This window comes from Paenibacillus sp. NPDC056579 (assembly GCF_042793215.1).
Lineage (GTDB): Bacteria > Bacillota > Bacilli > Paenibacillales > NBRC-103111 > Paenibacillus_S.
The window spans coordinates 32,070-53,784 of sequence record NZ_JBHTVD010000011.1 but is presented as its reverse complement, the minus strand read 5'-3'; the positions used below and the strand labels follow the sequence as shown (position 1 = coordinate 53,784).

General features: G+C 52.3%; 16 protein-coding genes. 15 read left to right on the top strand and 1 reads right to left on the bottom strand.

The features are described 5' to 3' along the window. Positions 1–189: 189 nt before the first annotated feature. From ACFQ88_RS31340 to ACFQ88_RS31320, 5 genes are all read left to right on the top strand, one after another. Positions 190–1,140, top strand: a complete 951-nt coding sequence (locus tag ACFQ88_RS31340; protein ID WP_379460601.1) for an ABC transporter permease — start codon at positions 190–192, stop codon at positions 1,138–1,140. A gap of 33 nt (positions 1,141–1,173) precedes the next feature. Next, a complete protein-coding gene (locus tag ACFQ88_RS31335) occupies positions 1,174–2,049 on the top strand; it encodes a carbohydrate ABC transporter permease (protein ID WP_379460599.1) in 876 nt (291 codons plus the stop codon). A 33-nt stretch (positions 2,050–2,082) separates the two neighbouring features. After that, positions 2,083–3,654, top strand: coding sequence for a type 2 periplasmic-binding domain-containing protein (locus ACFQ88_RS31330; protein WP_379460597.1), 1,572 nt, complete (start codon positions 2,083–2,085; stop codon positions 3,652–3,654). A gap of 33 nt (positions 3,655–3,687) precedes the next feature. Next, a complete protein-coding gene (locus ACFQ88_RS31325) occupies positions 3,688–4,719 on the top strand; it encodes a LacI family DNA-binding transcriptional regulator (protein ID WP_379460595.1) in 1,032 nt (343 codons plus the stop codon). Positions 4,720–5,284: 565 nt separating this feature from the next. After that, complete coding sequence (locus ACFQ88_RS31320) at positions 5,285–6,130, top strand: LamG-like jellyroll fold domain-containing protein (protein ID WP_379460593.1); 846 nt, start codon at positions 5,285–5,287, stop codon at positions 6,128–6,130. 61 nt (positions 6,131–6,191) lie between these two features. Here the strand turns inward: ACFQ88_RS31320 and ACFQ88_RS31315 are convergent, their stop codons facing one another. Beyond that, complete coding sequence (locus ACFQ88_RS31315; RefSeq protein ID WP_379460591.1) at positions 6,192–8,453, bottom strand: helix-turn-helix domain-containing protein; 2,262 nt, start codon at positions 8,451–8,453, stop codon at positions 6,192–6,194. Positions 8,454–8,701: 248 nt separating this feature from the next. Between ACFQ88_RS31315 and ACFQ88_RS31310 the strand changes: the two genes are divergently transcribed. The 10 genes from ACFQ88_RS31310 to ACFQ88_RS31265 all read left to right on the top strand — a co-directional run. Next, positions 8,702–9,664, top strand: coding sequence for an ABC transporter permease (locus ACFQ88_RS31310; RefSeq protein ID WP_379460589.1), 963 nt, complete (start codon positions 8,702–8,704; stop codon positions 9,662–9,664). 19 nt (positions 9,665–9,683) lie between these two features. Beyond that, complete coding sequence (locus ACFQ88_RS31305; RefSeq protein ID WP_239634020.1) at positions 9,684–10,550, top strand: carbohydrate ABC transporter permease; 867 nt, start codon at positions 9,684–9,686, stop codon at positions 10,548–10,550. Positions 10,551–10,622: 72 nt separating this feature from the next. After that, a complete protein-coding gene (locus tag ACFQ88_RS31300; protein WP_379460530.1) occupies positions 10,623–12,152 on the top strand; it encodes an extracellular solute-binding protein in 1,530 nt (509 codons plus the stop codon). A gap of 23 nt (positions 12,153–12,175) precedes the next feature. After that, positions 12,176–13,147 (top strand): GNAT family N-acetyltransferase, encoded by a 972-nt coding sequence (locus tag ACFQ88_RS31295; protein ID WP_379460528.1) that lies wholly within the window; start codon positions 12,176–12,178, stop codon positions 13,145–13,147. A gap of 200 nt (positions 13,148–13,347) precedes the next feature. Next, positions 13,348–14,355: a LacI family DNA-binding transcriptional regulator gene (locus ACFQ88_RS31290; RefSeq protein ID WP_379460526.1), complete on the top strand. Its 1,008-nt coding sequence runs from the start codon at positions 13,348–13,350 to the stop codon at positions 14,353–14,355. Positions 14,356–14,392: 37 nt separating this feature from the next. Further along, positions 14,393–15,229 (top strand): sugar phosphate isomerase/epimerase family protein, encoded by an 837-nt coding sequence (locus tag ACFQ88_RS31285; RefSeq protein ID WP_379460524.1) that lies wholly within the window; start codon positions 14,393–14,395, stop codon positions 15,227–15,229. Between the two features lie 30 nt (positions 15,230–15,259). Then, positions 15,260–16,261: a C-terminal binding protein gene (locus tag ACFQ88_RS31280; protein ID WP_379460522.1), complete on the top strand. Its 1,002-nt coding sequence runs from the start codon at positions 15,260–15,262 to the stop codon at positions 16,259–16,261. Between the two features lie 221 nt (positions 16,262–16,482). Beyond that, on the top strand, positions 16,483–17,367 hold the full coding sequence (locus ACFQ88_RS31275; RefSeq protein ID WP_379460520.1) for a fumarylacetoacetate hydrolase family protein: 885 nt from the start codon (positions 16,483–16,485) through the stop codon (positions 17,365–17,367). Between the two features lie 108 nt (positions 17,368–17,475). Then, positions 17,476–19,443: a YjhG/YagF family D-xylonate dehydratase gene (locus ACFQ88_RS31270; RefSeq protein ID WP_379460934.1), complete on the top strand. Its 1,968-nt coding sequence runs from the start codon at positions 17,476–17,478 to the stop codon at positions 19,441–19,443. Positions 19,444–20,135: 692 nt separating this feature from the next. Next, positions 20,136–21,715: DUF4073 domain-containing protein (locus ACFQ88_RS31265; RefSeq protein WP_379460518.1), on the top strand; the 1,580-nt coding region annotated here is incomplete at its 3' end.

Below are 21,715 nucleotides of genomic sequence, written 5' to 3'. Positions count from 1 at the left end.
ACACTCATAACGCAAAACCGCTCAATATTTTACATTTATTGGCTAATCGAGGTGAAATTTTATAGGATCAACAAAATTGCTGCTTGTATGGAGAAGCGTTCCTATAAATTGGAACGCTCCAAAAACTAAAATTGGAACGTTCCAATTCAGAGAAACGACAGAAACTCATCACTTCAGGAGGTGATCACAATGAGTCAAGAGGTCGTCAAAGCCGCTATTGCCGGGGAGAACAGGCGGATTCGGTTTTTCCGGAGCTGTATGAAGTACAAAGGGCTTTTGCTGCTGCTGCTGCCCTCCTTCCTATGGTTTTTCGTTTTCAAATACATACCGATGTACGGTGTGGTGATCGCATTTAAAGACTATCAGCCGATGCAGGGTGTCATGGATAGTCCTTGGGCCGGGTTCAAATATTTCGAAAGATTTTTTACGAACAGCCAGTTTTTCACTCTATTGCGCAACACGCTGGTTATCAGCATCTACAAGCTGGTCTTTGTATTTCCCGCGCCGATCCTGTTGGCGCTGCTATTAAATGAAGTCCGCAATCAAAGGTATAAAAAGACAATTCAAACCTTAACTTACCTTCCTCACTTTATTTCTTGGGTGGTGATCGGCGGGCTGATCCAGACGGTGCTTTCGCCGACTAACGGGGTTGTGAACTATGTCCTTGTGCTGGCAGGCTTCGAACCGGTCAAGTTCATGATGACGCCTGAGCTGTTCCGGGGAATCGTAGTGCTCGCAGATATATGGAAGGAGGTCGGCTGGGGGAGCATCGTGTATTTGGCGGCTATCTCCAGTATCGATCAAGATATGTACGAGGCCGCGCAGATCGACGGCGCGGGAAGGCTGCGGCAGGCGATCAGCATTACGCTTCCTGCTCTGGCGCCGGTCATCATTATGATGTTCATTCTACGGATAGGCAATATGATGGATGCCGGCTTCGACGGGATTATCAATCTATATAATCCGACCGTTTACAGCGTTGCCGATATTTTCGATACGTACGCGTACCGGGTAGGTCTGATCGATTTTAATTTCAGCTATTCGACGGCGATCAGTCTGTTCAAAAATGTCGTCGGGCTGCTCCTTCTCATCCTCGCCAGCAACGTAACGAAACGGTTGAGCGGGCATGGCATTTGGTAGCTGCACATCGAATCAAACAGGAGGAGAACCAAGTTGACCGGTAAACCATCTAGCGCTGAGACCGCGTTCAAGGTCTTTAATTACAGCTTTCTCGGCATTGTCGCTTTTCTTATGATTTATCCGTTTTGGGAGCTGCTGATCGTATCCGTCAGTCCTGCCGTGGAAGCGTCGAAAACCGGCTTGAAGCTGATTCCGCGGGGCTTCACCCTGGAAGCGTACCGGATGGTGTTCGAATCCAAATCGATCGGCATCGGGTATTTCAATTCCATATTCCGGACTGTAGTCGGCACTTCGATAACCGTATTTTTATGCTTTTGTACGGCGTACCCATTGGCCAAAAAGGTGCTTCCCGCGCGAAACGCGTTCACGATTTATTATTTGATCCCGATGTTTTTCGGCGGCGGCCTCATTCCGAACTTTCTGCTGATCAAAAGCCTCGGACTGCTGGATACGATCTGGGCGCTTATCATCCCGTCGTTATTGAGCACATTTCAGATTCTGATTATGCGCAATTTTATTATGTCGCTCCCCGAGTCGTTGGAGGAGTCGGCGCTTGTGGATGGAGCCAGCTTCTTCATGATCCTTCTGCGGATCATTATTCCGCTGTCCATGCCGATTTTTGCGACGGTCGCTCTGTGGGAAGCCGTGGCGCACTGGAACGCCTGGTTCGATGCGATGATCTATACGAGATCGAATCACAATGTGGTGCTGCAGCTGCTGCTGCGCCGAGTGCTGATCGAACACAACAATGAAGGAATTACCGACAGCCTGCAAGGCGATGAGGGCATTGTTACGAAAACGATGGAAGCCGCCACCGTCCTTGTGACTATCGGACCGGTCGTTCTCATGTATCCTTTTTTACAAAAATATTTTATCAAGGGCGTTCTTGTCGGGTCCTTGAAAGGATAAAAAATCATTTCCCACCTCAGGAGGAGATTCGAAATGTTTGTCAAAAGAAAAAGAGCAATCCCCGCCATGGCCATTCTGGTATCCGCTTCGCTTGCAGTAACCGCATGCGGCGGACAAGCCCTATCCGATACCAAAGCCGGCAAGTCGGCAGCAGATTCGGGCAAGCCGCTGGACATCAAATGGCTAGGGAACGGAACGGCCGGCATGTATCCGGAGCAGGACGCTTATATCGTTCAAGAGCTGAATAAACGCTTTAATGTGAAGCTGCAGCCCGTAAAAGCCGATTCGACAAAAGATCAGGAGCTCAGCATGCTGCTCGCCTCGGGCGAAGTACCCGACCATATGCTGGTTAGCGCCAACAGCATCGGTAAATTCATCAATCAGGGCATAGGACGAACGATCCCTGTCGACATGATCAAAGAAGTCGCTCCGAATGTGTGGAAATCGACACTGTTGAACTATCCGCAGCTGGAGCAGATGTCCATTTACAAGGACGGTCAGCTGCTGGCTCTTCCGGAAGGGACGCGAGAGCTGTTTCCTTTTACGGCGGTGAGAACGGACTGGCTGAAGAAGGTCGGGGCGACCATGCCGACGAATCTGGATGAGTTCAAGGAAGTGGCCAGGCGGTTTACTACCGAGGACCCGGATGGAAACGGGAAAAATGACACGTATGCTTTCTCCCTGACAACCGGTTATGGGAACATTTATACGCTGGCGGCGGCATTCGGCATTTCTTTGCCCGCAGGAACCGTCAAGGACGATACATGGCTCAAGGACAGCAGCGGCAATCTCGTCCGCGCCCAAGTAAGCGAAAATTACAAAAGCCTGGTTGCCTACATAGCCGACTTGTACAAGAGCGGTTATATACAACCAGACGTTACCATTAAAGATCAAACCGCTTTATTCTCGGATGGAATCGTAGGGATGCAGACGGCAGGCTGGACCTCTTTGATGCCCAAGTACCGACCGAGCGACTTTTTCGCACTTACCTTCAAAAAAAATCCTCAGGCGACGACCGATTATTTGCCTCCTTTAAAAGGACCAGGCGGCAAAGAGGCGACGTTCGAAAATCAATCCGCCGTTTGGCGGTATATGGTCATAGGCAAAGATACATCCGATGAGAAGCTAAAGAAGATTTTGCAAATACTCGATGCGCAGCTGGTCGACCCGGTAGTTCACGATTTGGTCTGGAGAGGTACGGAAGGCGTCCATTTTACCAAAAACGGCGAAGGCATGGCGGAGCTGACCAAAGAATATGCTTCCAACGAAAAGCAAGCGGAAACGGGCATCAAATTTTTCATCATCAACAACCGGAACGAGGAGCAGTTCAAGCTGTCCTTCGGTAATGAAGCTGCCGTTCAAGCCAATCTTCAAAAAAATTATAAAACCGTCGATCAGCTTATACCTGCCGGCACCATCGTTAAAAGCTACAGCGAGTATGGCGCCGATGTCAAAAAGGTCGAGGACGAGTTTTTTATTAAAGCGGCAACAGGAGCTTGGGACGTCAACGCCGAATGGAATAACTATGTAAAACGGTGGAATGCAGCCGGCGGCGAGAAAATCACGAAGGAAGTCAACGATATCTACAAGTCGCTGAAGAAATAGAACATAGAAATTGGTCAAAAGAGAGGTTCGCTTATGCCGGTTACCATCATGGATGTGGCCAAGGAGGCCAATGTTTCCAAAAGCACGGTATCGCTGGTTATGAACAACAGCGACTCGGTGAAGCTTGAAACGAGAATCAAAGTGCTCGAAGCCATCGAAAGGCTGGGCTATGTTCCGAATATGGCAGCGCGCGAGCTGACTACAAAGATCAAACATATTTTGGGACTCATCTTTATGACAGACAATACGACGAACAAATCGTACCGGTTCGATTCGGTCACCGAGACGCTGCTCTACGATACGTTCAACGGGATTTCCTCCGGAATGAAGCAGACCGACTTCGGTTTGCTGAGCGAACGGTTCTCCGCCTTTGAAGCGACCCAGGAGCTGCCTTCCTTAATTAAAAATAACCGCGTCGACGGCGTATTTATAGTCGGGGGCTTGTTCGACGATTCGTTCATGCAGCGCCTTTTGCAGCGCAAAATCGCGGCCGTGCTTGTAGGACGCAGCTATCCGGGCATCGATTGGGTAGCTCCGGACGTACTGGACGCGATGTACAAGGGAACGAAATATTTGCTGGAGACCGGTCATAAGCATATTGCGTTCATCCTTGGCCCGCGAACCAGTCCGGTAGCCCACAAGAAGCTGGAAGGGATCCGCAAGGCGCTAGACGAGGCCGGTATGGCGCTTGAGGACAACGCGGTCAAATATTGCGATTATACCGGCGCCTCCGGGTATACGGCTATGAAAGAGCTGTGGGAATCCGGGGTCCTCATGGATTCGGTCTTTGCCGCCAGCGACGGGATTGCGGTCGGCGCAATGCGATATTTGTATGATCAAAGGGTGCGAATCCCCGATGATATATCCATGGTCGGCTACGAGCAGTCGGTCATTACTGAGCATGCCTTCCCGGCGCTCACGACGATCGACATCAACAAAGAACGGATGGGAGAGGAAGCGCTCCGCATCCTTCTGAACCGGATTGCCCGGCCGAAGGCGAAGCCGGTGCAAATGACGCTTGCGCCTTCCCTGGTCATCCGCGACACCGTAAAGCTGCGGGGATAGGAGGCTCGCTCTTTCGCGCCTTCACACTAGCCTACTTAGAAAAAACCGATTTATACGAAAAAGCCAAAGGGTTTCTCGATAAGCACAACTGCCTTTGAGAAACCCTTGCAGCTGCAGTATATCAGGCCCGATGCAAAGCTGCTCCATGGACCTGCTAGCGGTCGATCGGACAGGAGATCCGCTATTCCTTGTAAATTTGCTTCTTTTGCATGAAAAAAGCCCCATTTTCGGGAAAATAACGGATCTACGGTCCGAAACGACCGCATTGCTTTTCATAGCATCATTCTCTAGAGTTCTATCAACAAAAGCCTTAAATAACGGTTTTCACTACAAGCACACCTGCCTATCAGGCAGGTTTTTCTTTTCCTTTTTATCGATTGTAATGAAATGTTCGACTGGTTAAACAAATGATAACCTTCCCAAAACGAACTGATTTCTTAATACTATGCATCCCTGTATGATGAGAGAGTACGGGGAAGGGGGGATTCGTTCGTCAGTCCTGCACGAGCTTCGAGCTACATAAGAAGTAAGCGCATTCCGACTATGGAAAGGAGACGATTTTGAAATGAAGAAGTACTTTACATTTTTCACCAAACAACACATTTCCAAAATGGCCGCAGCCGTAATGATGGGCCTTGCATTGACAACATGTGTGAGCCCTGCAGCCCCCGTCCATGCTTTGTCGTCTTACGACACGGCAGTCCTTGCCGACAACCCCGTCGGCTATTGGCCGTTATCCACGACGGTAACCGCAGACCAATCGGGTCACGGCCTGAACGGCACGTTCACCGGCAGCCCGACGAATACGACCATGCCTAACGGAGATGCGGCGCCGGTGTTTAACGGCGTAGACCAGTATTTTACGATCCCGGACAACGACTACCTGGAAGTCACTCGCACCGGCGTCTTGACGGTCGAGGCCTGGGTACGTCCGGATGTCCTCCAGTTTTCCCACAGTGAGAGCAGCGGTTATGTTCACTGGATGGGCAAAGGGACTTCCGGTCAGCATTCGTGGGTCGCGAGAATGTACAACTTGACCAATCAGGAGAATCGCCCGAACCGGATCAGCGGCTACTCGTTCAATTTAACCGGAGGGCTCGGCGCAGGCTCCTACTTCCAGGACACGGTGACCGCCGGCCAATGGATCCACTATACGCTTACGATCAATACAACGAATACAAGCTCAACGTATCCGACCGGGTATACGAAAATATTCAAGAACGGCGTCCAACGCGACCAAGACAAATTGTCCGATTACAATATCGTTCCAGGCAACGGGACCGCTCCTATGCGGATTGCAACAAGGGATCTCGCCTCGTTCTTCCAAGGCGCGATCGGCAAAGTGGCCGTCTACGACTACGAATTGACCCCGGCTCAGCTAGCGGCACACTACAATGCCATGACGAACTGACTTGACACGAGAAAAGGACTACCTTCCGTACTATAGGGGAAGGTTAGTCCTTTTCCTTTGTTCATAGAATTTGAGCCCGCCGGAATTCGCTAGGAGTGATACCGGTATGCTTCTTGAACATGCGGTTGAACGACGCAACGGTGTGGTAGCCGACGAGTCCTGCGACGTCCTGTACTTTGAGCTCCGTTTTTTGCAGCAGCTCCATCGCTTTATTCATACGAACCGTGTTTACGTAATCGCTGAAGTTCGTTTCCGTCTTCTCTTTGAAGTACGAGGATAAATATGCGCCGGTGATGTTCAGCTTATCCGCGAGCATGTCGAGGGATAAATCGCTGCCGAAATGCTCGTTCACGTAGCTTGTCACGAAGCTCGTAATATGATCGGTTGCATCCTTCTTCTGTCGAATGGCGCTGGCGGACTGAGCCAGCAGCTCTTGGAAGAGGAGCTGGAACTGCTCAAGTGTCCGGCAATCCCTCAGCTTGTCGGCAGGATTACGCTTGCCGTCCAGCAGTGCAACCGGATGGTGGCCGGCGTAGAGCGTCTTAATAATCAGAGTGACGATTTCTTTGGCCAGCTCCAGGATTTGAAAGTAGGTGGCGCCTTTCCTGACTGCAAGCTCCAACGTTTTGTTGACGAGCGGGACGGTAATGGCATCGTTGCCGGAGGACAGGTTCGCAGTAAATTCCTTTAAGCCGGACTGCGAGAACCATAGATCGGGCGGAAGCTCCTCTTTTCTGCGAATAACTTGCACGCCTTCGCCCAGCTTGCGCTGCTTTGACAATTCGAGTGCGTATTCGAAGGATGTATTAAAAGCAAGCGCATTATCGTTCACCGGAGTAACCGCTATGGTGACGGCACAGTAATAGGCGTCCAGCTCCAATATGTTATATATCTTCTGCAGCAGCGCGTCCAATACGGACAGCTCCGTGTCGTTCATGAAGACGATGGTCAATATTTGATCTTTCTCAATTTGGAAGGTCAAGGAATCCCGGTAGGTATGGGTGAATTGGGAGTGAACGAATTCCTTAATATAGTACGACGCCCGGTTCGGATCCATCCCCATCTCGGCCAGCTCGCCGTCTTTATACATCAATTGATACAACACAATAAGATAGGGCCGGTCCGAGTCGATAGATATTTTGGCATCCTCGATGTCGGTATAAATCATTTTAACTTTGTTCAAATAAGCGTAATGCTTCAATAGCGAGTTTTTCGTAATCAAATCCTTATGAATCGTTTCGTTCGTTTGAAATAAATCGTGCAGCTTCTGGCTGATGACATTGAATTCCCTGATCGGGCTTAACGAAGGAGGAGAAGGATGCCGATCCATCTGTTGAATGGAGCCGATGATAGCGGAGAGCGGATTGTTGAACCTTCGGGCGAAAAAGATCGATACGGCAATTCCGATGACTACGGAAACGACGATAAGTACCGCCATAATCACGTTCAGCTTGAAAAATTGTGCGGTAATCGTGGCAAATGGCACGACGACAACGTAAGTAAAGCCGGTTTCGAAGCCTTTTTGATAAAAATAATAATTCGTTCCTTCCATATAAAAGCCGGCATTCCCCGTGAGCCGCGCCAATTCAATAGAAGACTCCCGATTCGTTGCCGAAAATGTTTCGCTGCCTGTTTCGTCGAAAATGTAAAATCCGGAATCCTGCTGAATATGGCTGAAAGCATCGAACATGGAAACACTGTCCATCAAGCCGATGATGGCAAAGTTGTCTGCGGCCGCGCTCTTGAATACGATCGGGTTGAAGCGGCCCAGGGTGCGGGTGGAGAAGGCCGTATTTTCCGTGTACTCGGCAGCAGGATAGACGCGAAAAGAAAACGGCTTGGCTATTTCCGCCGACCAAAATTCGGGGGTATATCGGGATTTATACAATTTGTTAAACATCGTATCGGCTTCTCGCGAGCCGTCTTTGTCAAACACGTAGTCCCGGTGCGGAAAAAAATAAATAAGGTCGTATAAATAAAGCTGACTGCCCGCCATCGTGTTCTGCAGATCTCTCTGAACCTGGCTGACCATGTAATAATCGAACTGCTGCGGATTCTTCTTAAGATATTCGGTATAGTTGTTGAAGTAGAGCCCCACCATTAAGCCTTTAATCAATTTGACGTATTTCTCATAGCTGGCGACGGTCACATCGAGGTTGCGGCTGCTGTTGCTAATAATCTCATCGCGGATGCTGCTGCGGAAAAAAGTAAACGTAACCACATTGAGCGATACGAGCAGCAGGATGATCGTAATGAAGCTGATGAGCAGCCGGTAGAATAAGGAGCCACTGTACTTATTTTTGGGTAAAATAGCAGCGTGCATAGTCATCCCCTCTCACGATAGCCAGTATCTTGTGCAAAATTATAGCATGGAGAAATTCGCTGTGGGAGACAAAATTTACAATCTTCTGCATCAATTTTTACGATTCTTATCAATTTTATCGATGGTTAAAGATTTGGTAAAAAGTAAATGAGGTCATGATAGCCAGTGCAACGCTTGCTTGCTATGATAGGCTCAACTTACCATCCTTTCCGCAGCAAGTCGCCGGAATAGAAAGGGAGAGATGACTGTTGAGCACAAATCCATCGGCCGCGCTGGCCGTCGAACCCGCTTCGCAGCGGTCGAAGCAAGCGTCTTATTGGAAGCAATGGAAGCGCGGCAAATATTTATTTCTGCTATTTTTACCAACGCTGCTATTCTATGTGCTGTTCAAGTACGTCCCCATGTTCGGTCTTATCATTTCGTTCAAAAACTACAACTTGTTTAAAGGCGTGTGGGAGAGCGAGTGGGTAGGCTTCAAGTATTACAAGCTGTTTTGGGAAAACCCGGATTTCTTCAAATTGATTTATAATACGTTTATACTTGGCGTATACAGGCTTGTATTCGGATTTTCGGCACCCATCATCCTTGCGCTGTTATTAAATGAAGCGAGACATGCGCTGTTCAAGCGATTCGTGCAGACCGTCAGCTATTTGCCGCATTTTATCTCGAACGTCGTGGCGGCCAGCATGGTGCTGATGTTTTTATCCCCGTCAAGCGGCATTGTGAATCATATCATCCAGTGGCTCGGCTTCGAGCCGATCAACTTCATGGTTATGCCCGGCATGTTCCGTTCGGTCTACGTCGTCTCGGAAATATGGCAGCATGTCGGGTGGGAGACGATCATCTATTTGGCTGCGCTTACATCGATTGATCCGCAGCTGTACGAGGCGGCGGAGATGGACGGAGCGGACCGGTGGAGGAAAATGCTTCATGTCACGCTGCCGGGAATAGCGCCCGCTATCGTTATTGTATTCATCCTCAACGTCGGACACGTCCTGGACATCGGCTTCGAGAAAGTATTCCTGCTGTACAACCCGGCTATCTATGAAACGGCGGATATCATCAGCACCTACGTATACCGGACGGGGATCGGTCAAGGGAATTACAGCTACGCGACAGCCATCGATTTGTTTACGGGCATCGTCAGTCTTATCTTTATATATTCCGCCAACTGGGTAAGCCGCAGAGTCGGCGAGACCAGCTTGTGGTAGCAAGGGGGATCGGAATCGCATGAGAACAAAGCTCGGCTTGGTCGACGTCATCATCGTCCTGCTGCTCCTCGTCGTAGTCGTAGTAACGCTGTACCCCTTCGTCTATATGATCGCGGTCTCCTTCAGCGACACGGTGAGCATATTGAAGGGCGAGGTCACTATTTGGCCCAAAGGCTTTAACCTGGACACGTACCGCATCGTGCTGAGCGATCCTCGCATTGCTTCAGCCTACTTGAACACGATCCAATATGTCGTCGTCGGCACGCTGGTTTCGCTCCTTATTACCGCCGCCGGAGCGTTCGCCATTTCCAAGAAAGAATTGCCGCATCATCAATTGTTCACGCTTCTGATCGTATTTACGATGTTTTTCAGCGGGGGGATGATTCCAACCTTCCTCGTGGTGAAAAGCTACGGGCTGGTGGACACCCTATGGGCCATGGTGCTTCCTACCGCCGTCAGTACCTGGAATTTGATCGTGATGCGGACCTTTTTTCAAGCCATGCCCAAAGAGGTGGAGGAGTCCGGCAAAATCGACGGCCTTACCGACATCGGCATTTTCATCCGGCTCGTGCTGCCGCTATCCAAAGCGGTGCTGGCCACCATCGGACTGTTTTATGCCGTCGGCATCTGGAATAACTTTTATTCCGCCCTGCTGTATTTACGCGACCAAGATATGTTCCCGCTGCAGGTTGTCTTACGCAATATCGTCCTGCAGGGCCAGATCAATTCCGCTAATGTAACCAGCGTCGGCAGCGATAATCTGGTCGTGGACGATGCTTTGAAATTCACAACGATTCTCGTATCCACCGTTCCCATCCTGCTTATTTATCCGTTCCTGCAAAAGTATTTCGTCAAAGGGGTGATGATCGGCTCGGTGAAAGGGTAGCCATCCTCATCGAGGAGCTGCCGATAAATTGCGCTGCAATCAAAACGATATGAAAATGGGGAGATGGGCTCAATGACACGTACTATGAAAGGGTTGTCGCTTTGCGTCGCCGCCGGATTATCGCTTTCCACCCTCGCAGGATGTACGGATAACGGAAAGGACACATCGGCACCGCCTGCCGCCGGAGGGAACGGAGAACCGGCCAAACAGACGTTCACTGCACTTAACTACTCCAATCCAAGCTGGCCGTACAATAAAGAGAACATCGTATGGAAGATGATAGAAGAGAAGACCGGGGTTACGTTAGATGTGCAGCTGCCGTCAGGGAAGCTGGAGGACGCCTTGAGCGTGACTATCGCATCCGGCAATTTGCCAGATCTTATGCTCACCATGGACAAGAAGCTTGCCGACAAATACGGCCAGCAGGGAGCGCTGGTCAATATTTTGGATCATGTGAACGAGATGCCTAACCTCAAGAAATGGATGGAAAAATATCCGTTAGAGACGCAAAACACCCTATCCTCCGATGGTAAAATGTATATGTTCCCGAATGCCGGAATCGGGGAAACGAACCGGATGATCTGGATGTACCGGGAGGATGTGTTCAAGAAGCTCGGACTGAGCCAGCCGCAGACATGGGATGAGCTGTATACGGCGCTCAAGAAAGTAAAGGAAGCGTACCCGAAGAGCTATCCGTTCTCTTTCCGCAACGGCCTGCAGCGCCTATTGAATTTTGCTCCGGCATTCGGCACGGGCACCGACGTCTACTACGACTTCAACAAGAAAGAATGGCGCTACGGTCCGGTCGAGGACAACTATAAGAAGATGATTGAATACTTGAACAAATTTTATAAGGAAGGGCTCATCCCGCCGGACTTCCTGTCTGCGGATACGAAGCTGTGGCAGGACTTGATGTCGACGGACCGGGCGTTCGTGACGGTAGATTACATCGGCCGTATCGACTTCTTCAACTCGGCACTGCGTAAGGACAATGCGCAATATAATCTGCTGTTTATGGGTGCGCCCGCCGGCTTTGCCGGGGGACCGGCCAAAAATGCCTATACACAGTATGTGGATGAGGGATTCATGGTAGCTACCTCGTCTAAGAAGATTAAGCAAGTCATGAAGTTCATGGATTTCTTTTTCACCGAAGAAGGACGGACGATGGCAAGCTGGGGTAAAGAAGGGACCACGTTCAAGACGGAAAACGGCAAAAAGCAGTTTATTGAAAAATACGCGGACGTCGCCGATATGAGAAAGAAAACGGGCTTGTCGACGGACGGGACTTACGCTTGGTTTGATTACGATGCCCACCTATCTCTATCGTCGCCGGAGCTTCAGAAGGCTTACCAGGAAGCGCCCAAGTATGACAGCCAGCAGCAGCCGCGCCCTGCGTTCACGCCGGATGAGATGGAAGTACTGTCGCTGACCGGCGATACCATTAAGAAAAAGCATGACGAGAACATCTCCAAATTCATTGTAGGAGAACGCAGTCTTGACGATTGGCCGAAATATGTCAGCGACATGAAGGCGCTGGGAGTGGATAAAATCGTCGATATTTATAAAAAAGCGTACGACCGTTCCACGAAAGCCGCCAAATAACAAGTAGAAGGGATACAGCTACGATGAGATACGAGCCATTGACTGCCGCTCATATCAGCGGTTTACAACGATTATGGAACACGGAATGGGGGCATTCGTTCCCGATGCGCGAACGGCTTCTGGTCCAAAATGTGCTGGAGGACCGCAATGTGGTTGGCGCAGGAACCCGGGTTGCCATAGACGAAGCAACGGGCGAGCTCGCAGGATATGTGGTGGCGAAAAGATGGCAGGACTCCATAGGAGGCCTCGATTATGGAAGCGAGCTCGGATGGATTCATGCGCTGCTGGTGGCACCGGCCTATCGAGGTCAAGGGATCGGGAGCAAGCTGCTGTCCGAAGCCGAGAGCGTGCTTCGCGACCGTGGAGCCAAGCAGATCCAAATCGGCAGCGATTTCCACATGCGGGTGTTTCCCGGCGTGCCGATGCCCTGCGATGATGTGTCCGCCTGGCTGGAGAAACGCGGGTATGTGAACCAGAGGCTCGTATTCGATTTATTCCGTGAATACGAGGACGCTGATGCCGAGCCGCTGCCTGAGCGCGAAAGCGTTCTGTTTCGCCCGCTTAAGGCGGACGAAGCGGATTCGTTCAATGCATTTATGCGGCGCTGCTTTCCGGGATGGGTATACCAGACATTGCATTACTGGCAGCGGGGCGGAGACGGACGCGAATTCGTCGTATGCGAGAAAGACGGAGAAATCATCGGGTTTTGCCGGATTAACGACTCCCATTCGCCGATTTTGGCGCAGAACATCTATTGGTCTCCCTTGTTTGAGCAGGAGCTCGGCGGTATTGGCCCGCTTGGTATCGATGAGCGGTATCGGGGTCATGGCTACGGGCTGGATATAGTTAAGGCAGGGGTCCACCACCTGCATAGGCGGGGAATTCGCAATATCGTCATCGATATGACTCCGTTCGTCGATTTTTACGGCAAGCTCGGCTTTCAGACGTGGAGAAGCTATGTCTCCTTCCGAAAAAGGTTCGCAGAGGCGGATTGACGAGGCTTGATGACCGCTCGAAACATGCAAAGACCGTAAGGGATTTTCCTTACGGTCCTTTTTGCTGCATTCCTTGAAGAGTAAGCAATGGATATTGTTTACAAAGATAGGCGTCTAAAATATAATAAAGGATAGATATTATCGTTAATATTTACTGATTGATCACTACCCACAATCTACTGACAAAGGGTTTGTTACGCATGAATGCCAAGAGTATCCGTCAAAAAGAAATTGCCGAAAAAACCGGTTTTTCCATCAATACGGTGTCGCTCGCCCTTAAGGGAAGCCCGCGGATTAGCGAGGAAACGAGAGCCGTTATTATGGCATGCGCGGAGCAGCTGAACTACATTCCGAATGTCGTCGCCAGGTCGCTCGTTCAGAAGAAGACGAATACGATCGGCATTATTTTGACCGAGCTTATGAATCCGATTCTTACGGAAACCGCGCAGGAGATCGAGCAAACTCTCAAGCAATCCGGCTACAACATGATGCTGATGATTACCAACTCCAGTCCCGTGCAGGAAGCGGAGGCTCTGGATGTGCTCGTCTCCCGGCGGGTGGACGGTATCTTGATGTACCCTGTGTACACGGCGAATTTCGCCAAAATCAAGCAGCTCCGGGATAATAAATTCCCTATTATCCTGCTTGCCGGAGGGGATTACGACATCCCGACGGACGCGGTCTATGTGAACCGGAGAGCCGGCGCTTACGAAGCGGCATCGCATTTTATCCGGGCCGGGCACAAGCGCATCGGCTTTATCGGCGGCGGCAACTACAGCGACAGGGAGAAGCAGAACGGTTATTTGGCCGCATTGCAGGACAACCATATCCCGTTCGATCCGGAGCTGGTAGGCAGAGTGCAGGGCGATGGCTACGAAGACGGGTATGAAGCTATTGGTCCATTGTATGAGAGCGTCAAGCCTACGGCCGTCATCTGTACAAGAGACTATATCGCGCTTGGAGCGATGCGCTGGTGCCGTGAGCGGGGAATCCGCATTCCCGAACAGCTGTCCTTTATCGGCTTTGACGACGTCGCTGCCGCCGGCTTTGCTGAAACGCCGCTCACTTCCGTGAAGTATGACGTCCAGACCGTTACCAAGAAGGCGACGGAGCTTTTGATGCAGCGAATTGAAGAAAGGGAGAATCCGGCTGCCGCCCCGCTTCAGAAGATTTCCATTCATCCTAGGTTGATTGTCCGTCAATCCTAGGCTTTTTTTTCCAATTATATCGTAGGAGGAGATTCTAATGAAATTAGGATTCAGTACGATCGGTTGTCCCCAGTGGAGTGTTGACGAGATTGTTGCTTTTACGAAACAAAGCGGATATGAAGGAGTTGAAATCCGATTTGTCCGAGGCAGCGTCAACCTGTGGGAAATGGAAGAGTTCCAGCCCGAATCGCTTGCGGCTACCAAAGCAAAGTTCGAGCAAAACAGAATCGACGTTGTGAGTATCGATACTAGTGTGCGTTTTGTCACCGGTGCTCCTGAAGAGATTGCCAAGCAGCTGGAACAGGTGCAGCGCAATGTCCATATCGCATCCGCGCTCGGCGCGCCTTATATTCGGGTTTTCGGCGGTCCTATCCCTAAGGATCAGACGCGGGAAGAGACGCTGCAGCACATCATTGCCGGCATGAATCGGGCGGTGGAGCTGGCGGGCGAGCATGGGATTACCGTTCTGCTGGAAACCCACGATCATTTCAGCACCGGCGAGCAGGTTCTTCCTATTCTCGATAATGTGAAGGGACTCCATATTTTATGGGACATTCTCCATTCCTACCGCCACGATGAAAGCTTCGAACAGACGTACAGGCTGATCGGAGATCGAATCAAGCATGTCCATATTAAAGATGCATCCGTGTTCACGCCCGCCGGCTTTGATTACAAGCTGATCGGAGAAGGAACGATCCCGGTAGCGGAGGCGGTTCAAGTGCTTCGCCGTAACGGTTATAGCGGCTATTTGAATTTTGAGTGGGAAAAAGGCTGGCATCCGGAAATCGAGGAACCGGAAATCGCGCTACCGCATTACGTGTCGGTTATGAATCAGATTCTCTCAAGCGGAACGGACGGCAGGAACGACAGTTAACATATCGCGAAGCGAAGCGGAGGGCGGATTATGGCTGTATTCAAAGTCGTCATTACCGATTATGAATATAAAAGTCTGCAGATCGAACGCAAGATTCTGGAGCAGCTGGATATGGAATTCATCACCTCGTTCCAATGCAGGACGGAAGATGAGGTCATCGCGGCGGCACACGATGCGGACGCCATCCTTACACAGTATGCGCCTATTACAGATAAGGTCATCAGCCGGTTGGACCGGTGCAAGGTGATTTCCCGCTACGGCGTAGGCGTCAATACGATAGATCTGCATGCCGCAACCCGCAAAGGCATTGTCGTATCGAATTGCACCGATTACTGCATGGATGAGGTGGCAGACCATGCTCTTGCTCTGCTGCTCGCATCCGCCCGCAAAATTGCCCAGGTGAATGACTATGTGAAGCAGGGCGTATGGGATTATAAGAGAGCGATCCCCGTGTTCCGGTTGCGGGAGAAAGTATTGGGGCTCGTCGGCTTCGGGAAAATCCCGCAAAATCTATGCGTGAAAGCGCAAGCGCTCGGCATGACCGTAACCGCTTATGACCCTTACATTTCCAATGATGTTACCGCCCGATTCGGAGTGCTGCAGGTTGATTTGGCTACTCTGTGCCGGGAATCGGACTTTATTTCCGTCCATGTCCCGCTCACCCCGGACACCCAAGGCCTTATCGGCGCCGAGCAGTTCCGACTGATGAAACCCGGTGTCATTGTCGTCAATACATCCCGAGGGCCTCTCATTGATGAGCAAGCGCTGATAACCGCATTGGCAAGCCGGCAAATCGCAGGCGCTGCCCTGGATGTGCTGGAGCAGGAGCCGATCCGACCGGACCATCCACTGCTCTCCATGGAGCAGGTCCTTCTTACGCCCCACGCTGCCTGGTATTCCGAGGATTCCGAGCAGGAGCTGAAGGGGAAAATAGCCCAGAACGTCGTCGATGTTCTCTCCGGCTTTTATCCAAGGTACTTGGCCAATCCTGATGTGAAGTATAAGGTGCATTTGAAGGAACGAGAGCATTAACCGCGTAGTTCGCGAAAAAAATCCCGCTAAAGATTCTTAGGAATGCTTATGCGCTGCCGGGTAATATAGTATGATGATTAGTAGACAACGAGAATTCTGCTCAATATCTGCACATCATCTTTGAAAACGCTTCAATGGCAATTGTTTATCTCAGCTAGAGACTTACACCATGATGTAATGCTGGTTAGTAGAGTATAACAAAAACGGGAGTGTGGCGTGGGATGAGAATTATTCGGTTTATTGCACAGGAAAGCGGTGAACCGCAGCTTGCGGCTATTACGGATGAAGGTGCAGGCTATGCGCTTCCATACCGCGATTACTTATCGCTGGTGAAAGCGGCGGAGTCGAGAGGAGCTTCCGTGCTCGAGCTCGTGCAGTCGAGCATTGCGGCGGGCGAGCCGTTCACGGCCGATGTGTCGGACTTGCAGCTGCTGACGCCGATTGAAGCGCCTGAAGTATGGGCTGCCGGAGTGACGTACGAGAAGAGCCGTGAAGCGAGAAATTACGAGGCGACGGCAGGTAAAATGGATGCGTCTACGTTTTACGATAAAGTGTACGACGCGGAACGTCCCGAGCTGTTCTTCAAATCGACAGCCGCGCGTACGGTTGCTCCAGGGGGAGAGGTTCAGCTGCGCAGCGATTCGCAATGGCAGGTTCCCGAGCCGGAGCTTGGCCTCGTATTGGACGGCCATGGCCGCATTATCGGTTATACGATCGGTAACGATATGAGCTGCCGGGATATCGAGGGAGATAATCCTCTGTACTTGCCTCAAGCGAAAATGTGGAAGCGCTCCTGCTCGATCGGTCCTGCAATCCGGCTCGTCGATGCAGTGCCGAATCCTTACGATTTGGACATTACGTGCAGCATTTATCGCGGCGGGGAGCAAGTATTCGAAGGGAAAGCGAATACGAAGCAGCTCAAACGGAGATTGGAGGAGCTGGTATCCTTCCTTGTCCGGGATAACGAAATCTACGAAGGTACCGTGCTGCTGACAGGCACGTGTATTGTTCCTCCTAATGAGTTTACGCTGGCTGGGGGAGACCGGATCGAAATCGAAATCGGGGGGATCGGCAAGCTGATCAACCCGGTGGCCTGCGCGGGATAACCTCGCGGGCTTCTTTTTAAATGAGCTGCAGCAGGACAAGCACCCGGGCGGGATGAAACCCGGCCGCGCCGCAAAGGAGGAGCCATGGATAAACCGTTTGACGAGATTATGGGAACCGAAGCCGTAGCCGGCTCTGCCGGCCTGTATGAGGTGATCACTCATGCTTCCGGACCGGAAGGGAAGCTGCCGCTTACGGACGAGCTGCTTAAGTCGGCACCGAGCGGCGAATTGTTCGGCATGTCGCAAAATGCAGGGATGGGATGGAATCCTGCGCTTCTGAACGCGAAGCAGTTTCTGCTGCTCAGCACCCAAGGCGGGATCCGTGAGCAGGACGGCACTCCCGTCGCTTTGGGATACCATACCGGCCATTGGGAAGTCGGCTTGTTAATGAAAGCGGCTGCTGCCGAAGTAGCGGCGCGGGGAGGCATTCCCTTTGCCGGCTATGTAAGCGATCCTTGCGACGGGCGCTCCCAAGGCACGACAGGCATGTTCGACTCGCTGCCATACCGCAACGATGCGGCCGTCGTATTTCGCCGGCTGATCCGTTCCTTGCCCACGCGAAAGGGCGTTATCGGCGTAGCCACTTGTGACAAGGGACTTCCGGCGATGATGCTGGCGCTTGCGGGCATGAGAGATCTTCCCGGCGTCATCGTACCCGGCGGGGTGACGCTCCCCCCGACAGCGGGCGAGGATGCGGGTAAAATCCAAACCATCGGCGCCAGATATGCCAATGGGGAATTATCGCTTGACGATGCCGCGGAGCTCGGATGCCGAACCTGCGCTACTCCGGGAGGAGGCTGCCAGTTCCTCGGCACGGCGGCAACGGCGCAAGTCGTGGCGGAAGCCATGGGGATGGCGGTGCCACATTCCGCTCTCGCCCCGTCGGGGCAGCCGATCTGGGAGGAGCTCGGCAGGCAATCCGCCCGTGCCGTGATCCGGCTGGAGTCGCAAGGTCTACGGATGCGCGACATCTTGACGGATTCGGCCATTCGCAACGCAATGGCGGTCCATGCCGCCTTCGGCGGGTCGACGAATTTGCTGCTGCATATTCCGGCCATCGCTCATGCGGCCGGCCTCACGATGCCGACCGTTGAAGACTGGATCCAGGTCAATCGCGAAGTTCCCCGCCTGGTTAGCGTGCTGCCGAACGGCCCGGTTTATCATCCGACGATTCGGGTGTTTTTGGCCGGCGGCGTGCCGGAAGTGATGCTTCACTTGCGCCGTCTCGGCGTGCTGGACGATTCCGTGCTGACCGTAACCGGCGAAACGCTCGGCAACGTATTGGATTGGTGGGAATCGTCCGACCGCCGCCGCTTATTGCGCCAACGGCTGCAGGATGAGGACGGCGTTGACCCGGACAGCGTCATCATGAGCCCGGACCGGGCGAAGCAGCTTGGCATTACGTCGACGGTTACGTTCCCGACGGGCAATATCGCCCCGGAAGGCTCTGTGATCAAATCGACTTCCATCGATCCTGCCGTGCTGGATGAAGACGGCGTATACCGTTTTACAGGCAAAGCAAAGGTGTTCACAACGGAACGGGCCGCCATTGCTGCCATCAAGAACGGAGCTATCCAGGCGGGCGACGCGATGGTGCTGATCGGACGCGGACCCTCGGGAACGGGTATGGAGGAAACGTACCAGCTCACGTCTGCCCTGAAGCATCTATCCTTCGGCAAGTATGTGGCGCTAATTACGGACGCCCGCTTCTCCGGCGTATCCACCGGCGCTTGCATCGGCCATGTCGGCCCGGAAGCATTAGCCGGCGGGCCTGTAGGCAAGCTAAGGGACGGCGATACGATCGAGATCATCATTGACCGTAACCGTCTGGAAGGCAGCGTTCACTTCGTAGGCGAGGAAGGGAAGACGTACACGCCGGAGGAAGGAGCGGAAGCTCTGGCTGCGCGCCCGTTCCATCCCGGACTTGCCGCGGATCCCGGACTGCCTGACGATACGAAGCTTTGGGCCGCCCTGCAAGCCGTAAGCGGCGGCACGTGGAAAGGCAATGTCTATGATGTGGAACGAATCGTAGCCGCACTGGAAGCTGGGAAAAAAGCGTTGGGCTGGACTTCTTGAAAGCTCGTCCTTGTGGTTTAGCTGCGAGTCGACGAAAAACCGATGTGTGAATTGCGGTCTGCCTTTTGCCGGCGGGCCGTTTTTTTATTGGAGAGCGATATATGGAACGACAGCGACTGCCGGAATTGGTAAGGAAGGGGTCACAGGGCTCCTCTTGAAGAGAATGATAATCAATATCAACTAAATTGTCAGCCCTTACGTGACAAATTGGAGTAAAATAATAACCATTGACAGCCGAAAGCGGCTAAGTCTACTTGCCGGTTAAGCTTGGAGTGAATGCAGGACCTCGTAGCAGGGATATCGATCTGCAAATCGAATGGCTGTAAGGCTCCGTTGACAACTGGCCGACAACGGCCTATAGGAAAGGTGTGAAGAATGGCATGAAGCCTTGCTGCGGCCTTCTGGCACAACGTAGGGCCGGAGCTGAATTCTGTTCTAAAGAAGTAATGGGTTCGGTTCGCTTGGAGCCGGAGGGAAATTTCTCGCTCTTTCTTTTAACCTCACGTGTCTAACGATAAGAACATATGCCAATTCAAACCTTTACGGATATTTATGCGTTGTCGATTTTTGTTCTTGACGGCGTTTTTTTGTCATAACGACTCGAAAATTCCCAGATCGGGGTATTCCTATTTGACGGGCATTCCTTTACAATGATAAGTATCATGGGATTTTGTGGAAATGGGGGGCATTATGTGAGTTTCGGAAGTCGGGCATTGAGGCGATGGACACTGTCGCTGATTGTATTTTTATTCGCATTTTCTGATTATTCCTCGGCGTTCGCCGCCGATCGGTTCGTGCTGGAGCCCGTAACCAAGGACTCAGTTACCGTGGACCCCGATATTCGGTACGGGGACTACATATCGACAGCGGATGGAGGATACGTTGCGGCGGGGACCGACGCAGGCGGCGAAGACCCGGAGTTGTTCATGGCAAAATGGAGAGCGAACGGCGATTTGCAATGGCGGACTTCGCTAGGGTTCGACACTAGCGGTATTCCTCCAGCGGTGAACGACGTGCTGGAGACGCCTAATGGGTATATGTTCGTCGGTAGGATGAACGACGGTATGCTTTACGGCCTCGTTAATGAGACGGGGGGCGTCGTTCAATCGGGCGTGCTGCTGCCGGGGGGCGGCTCCGCGAATTTCATCGCGAAAATGGAAGGTGCCGGCACGGTGCGGTATCTCGTTGGAGGTATCGCGCCATTTTCCGATATCGGGGCGGTAAACTCAATCTTCACCCTTGATGTGAACGGCAACCCGGGGGCGGGCATCGTCCACCTGACCACATATGGTCGCATTCCGTTCGAAGGGCTGACTCTACCGTCCGGCGACGTAGCAATCGTCGGATACGGTTCCGAAGGGACCGGCTCATCGTTCGGCACGTTGTACACTTACAGCGCCCGTTCCGGGGTTGGCCCCTTAAAAAAGTTCTACAGCGACGGGGGTAGCCTTACGCTGCAGGCCCTGGCTGATGCAGGCGCGGGATCGGGTTATTATTTGATCGGCAACGTGTTGGCGGGGAATGAGCAAAATATCGTCGTGCTGCGCACGGACGCGGACGGGAACGAGTTGTGGAGAAAGGAATATCCTCACGAAGGCGCCCAAGTCCCGGAAGGCTTGCTGCGTACAAGGGACGGCGGTTTTCTGATATACGGCGGCTCCAACGCGGGCGACGGCGTCCTACTGAAGACGGACGCAAACATGAACGAGCAATGGTTCAAGGTGATTCCTGGCACATGGAACCTTCGCGCCACGTTGCAGCTTGCGGACGGCTCGTATCGTGTCGCCGGGAACAGCGCCAACTTAATCGACATGTACGTCGGACCGCCGACGGGCCTTGTGCCGGACGACGAGGCGAACGTCCTCGCCGGACTGACGGAGGACATGGAATACATAGGGAACGGCAGCGTGAGTTACGTCGTTTACGACAGTGGCGACGCACCGACGTTCGCAGGAAATCAGACGGTATTCGTACGTTATAAAGCGGATCCGGCGGCGGGGTATGAGGTTGGCAAAGCGGCCTCATTCGACTTTACGGCGAATCCGGTCTCGATCGCGTCCGTCTCCCTGTTGGCGGGCGTACCGGTTGAGTACGGCACTCCGCTGTCGAAGATCGGATTGCCGGCGACGGTGAACGTCGGGTTGAGCGACGGAACGAATGTATCAGCGAGCGTGATCTGGAACGGCGGCAATCCTGCGTACAACGGAACGGTACCGGGGGCGTACAAGTTCGTCGGCACATTGACGCCGCCGAGCGGGACGACGAACCCGGC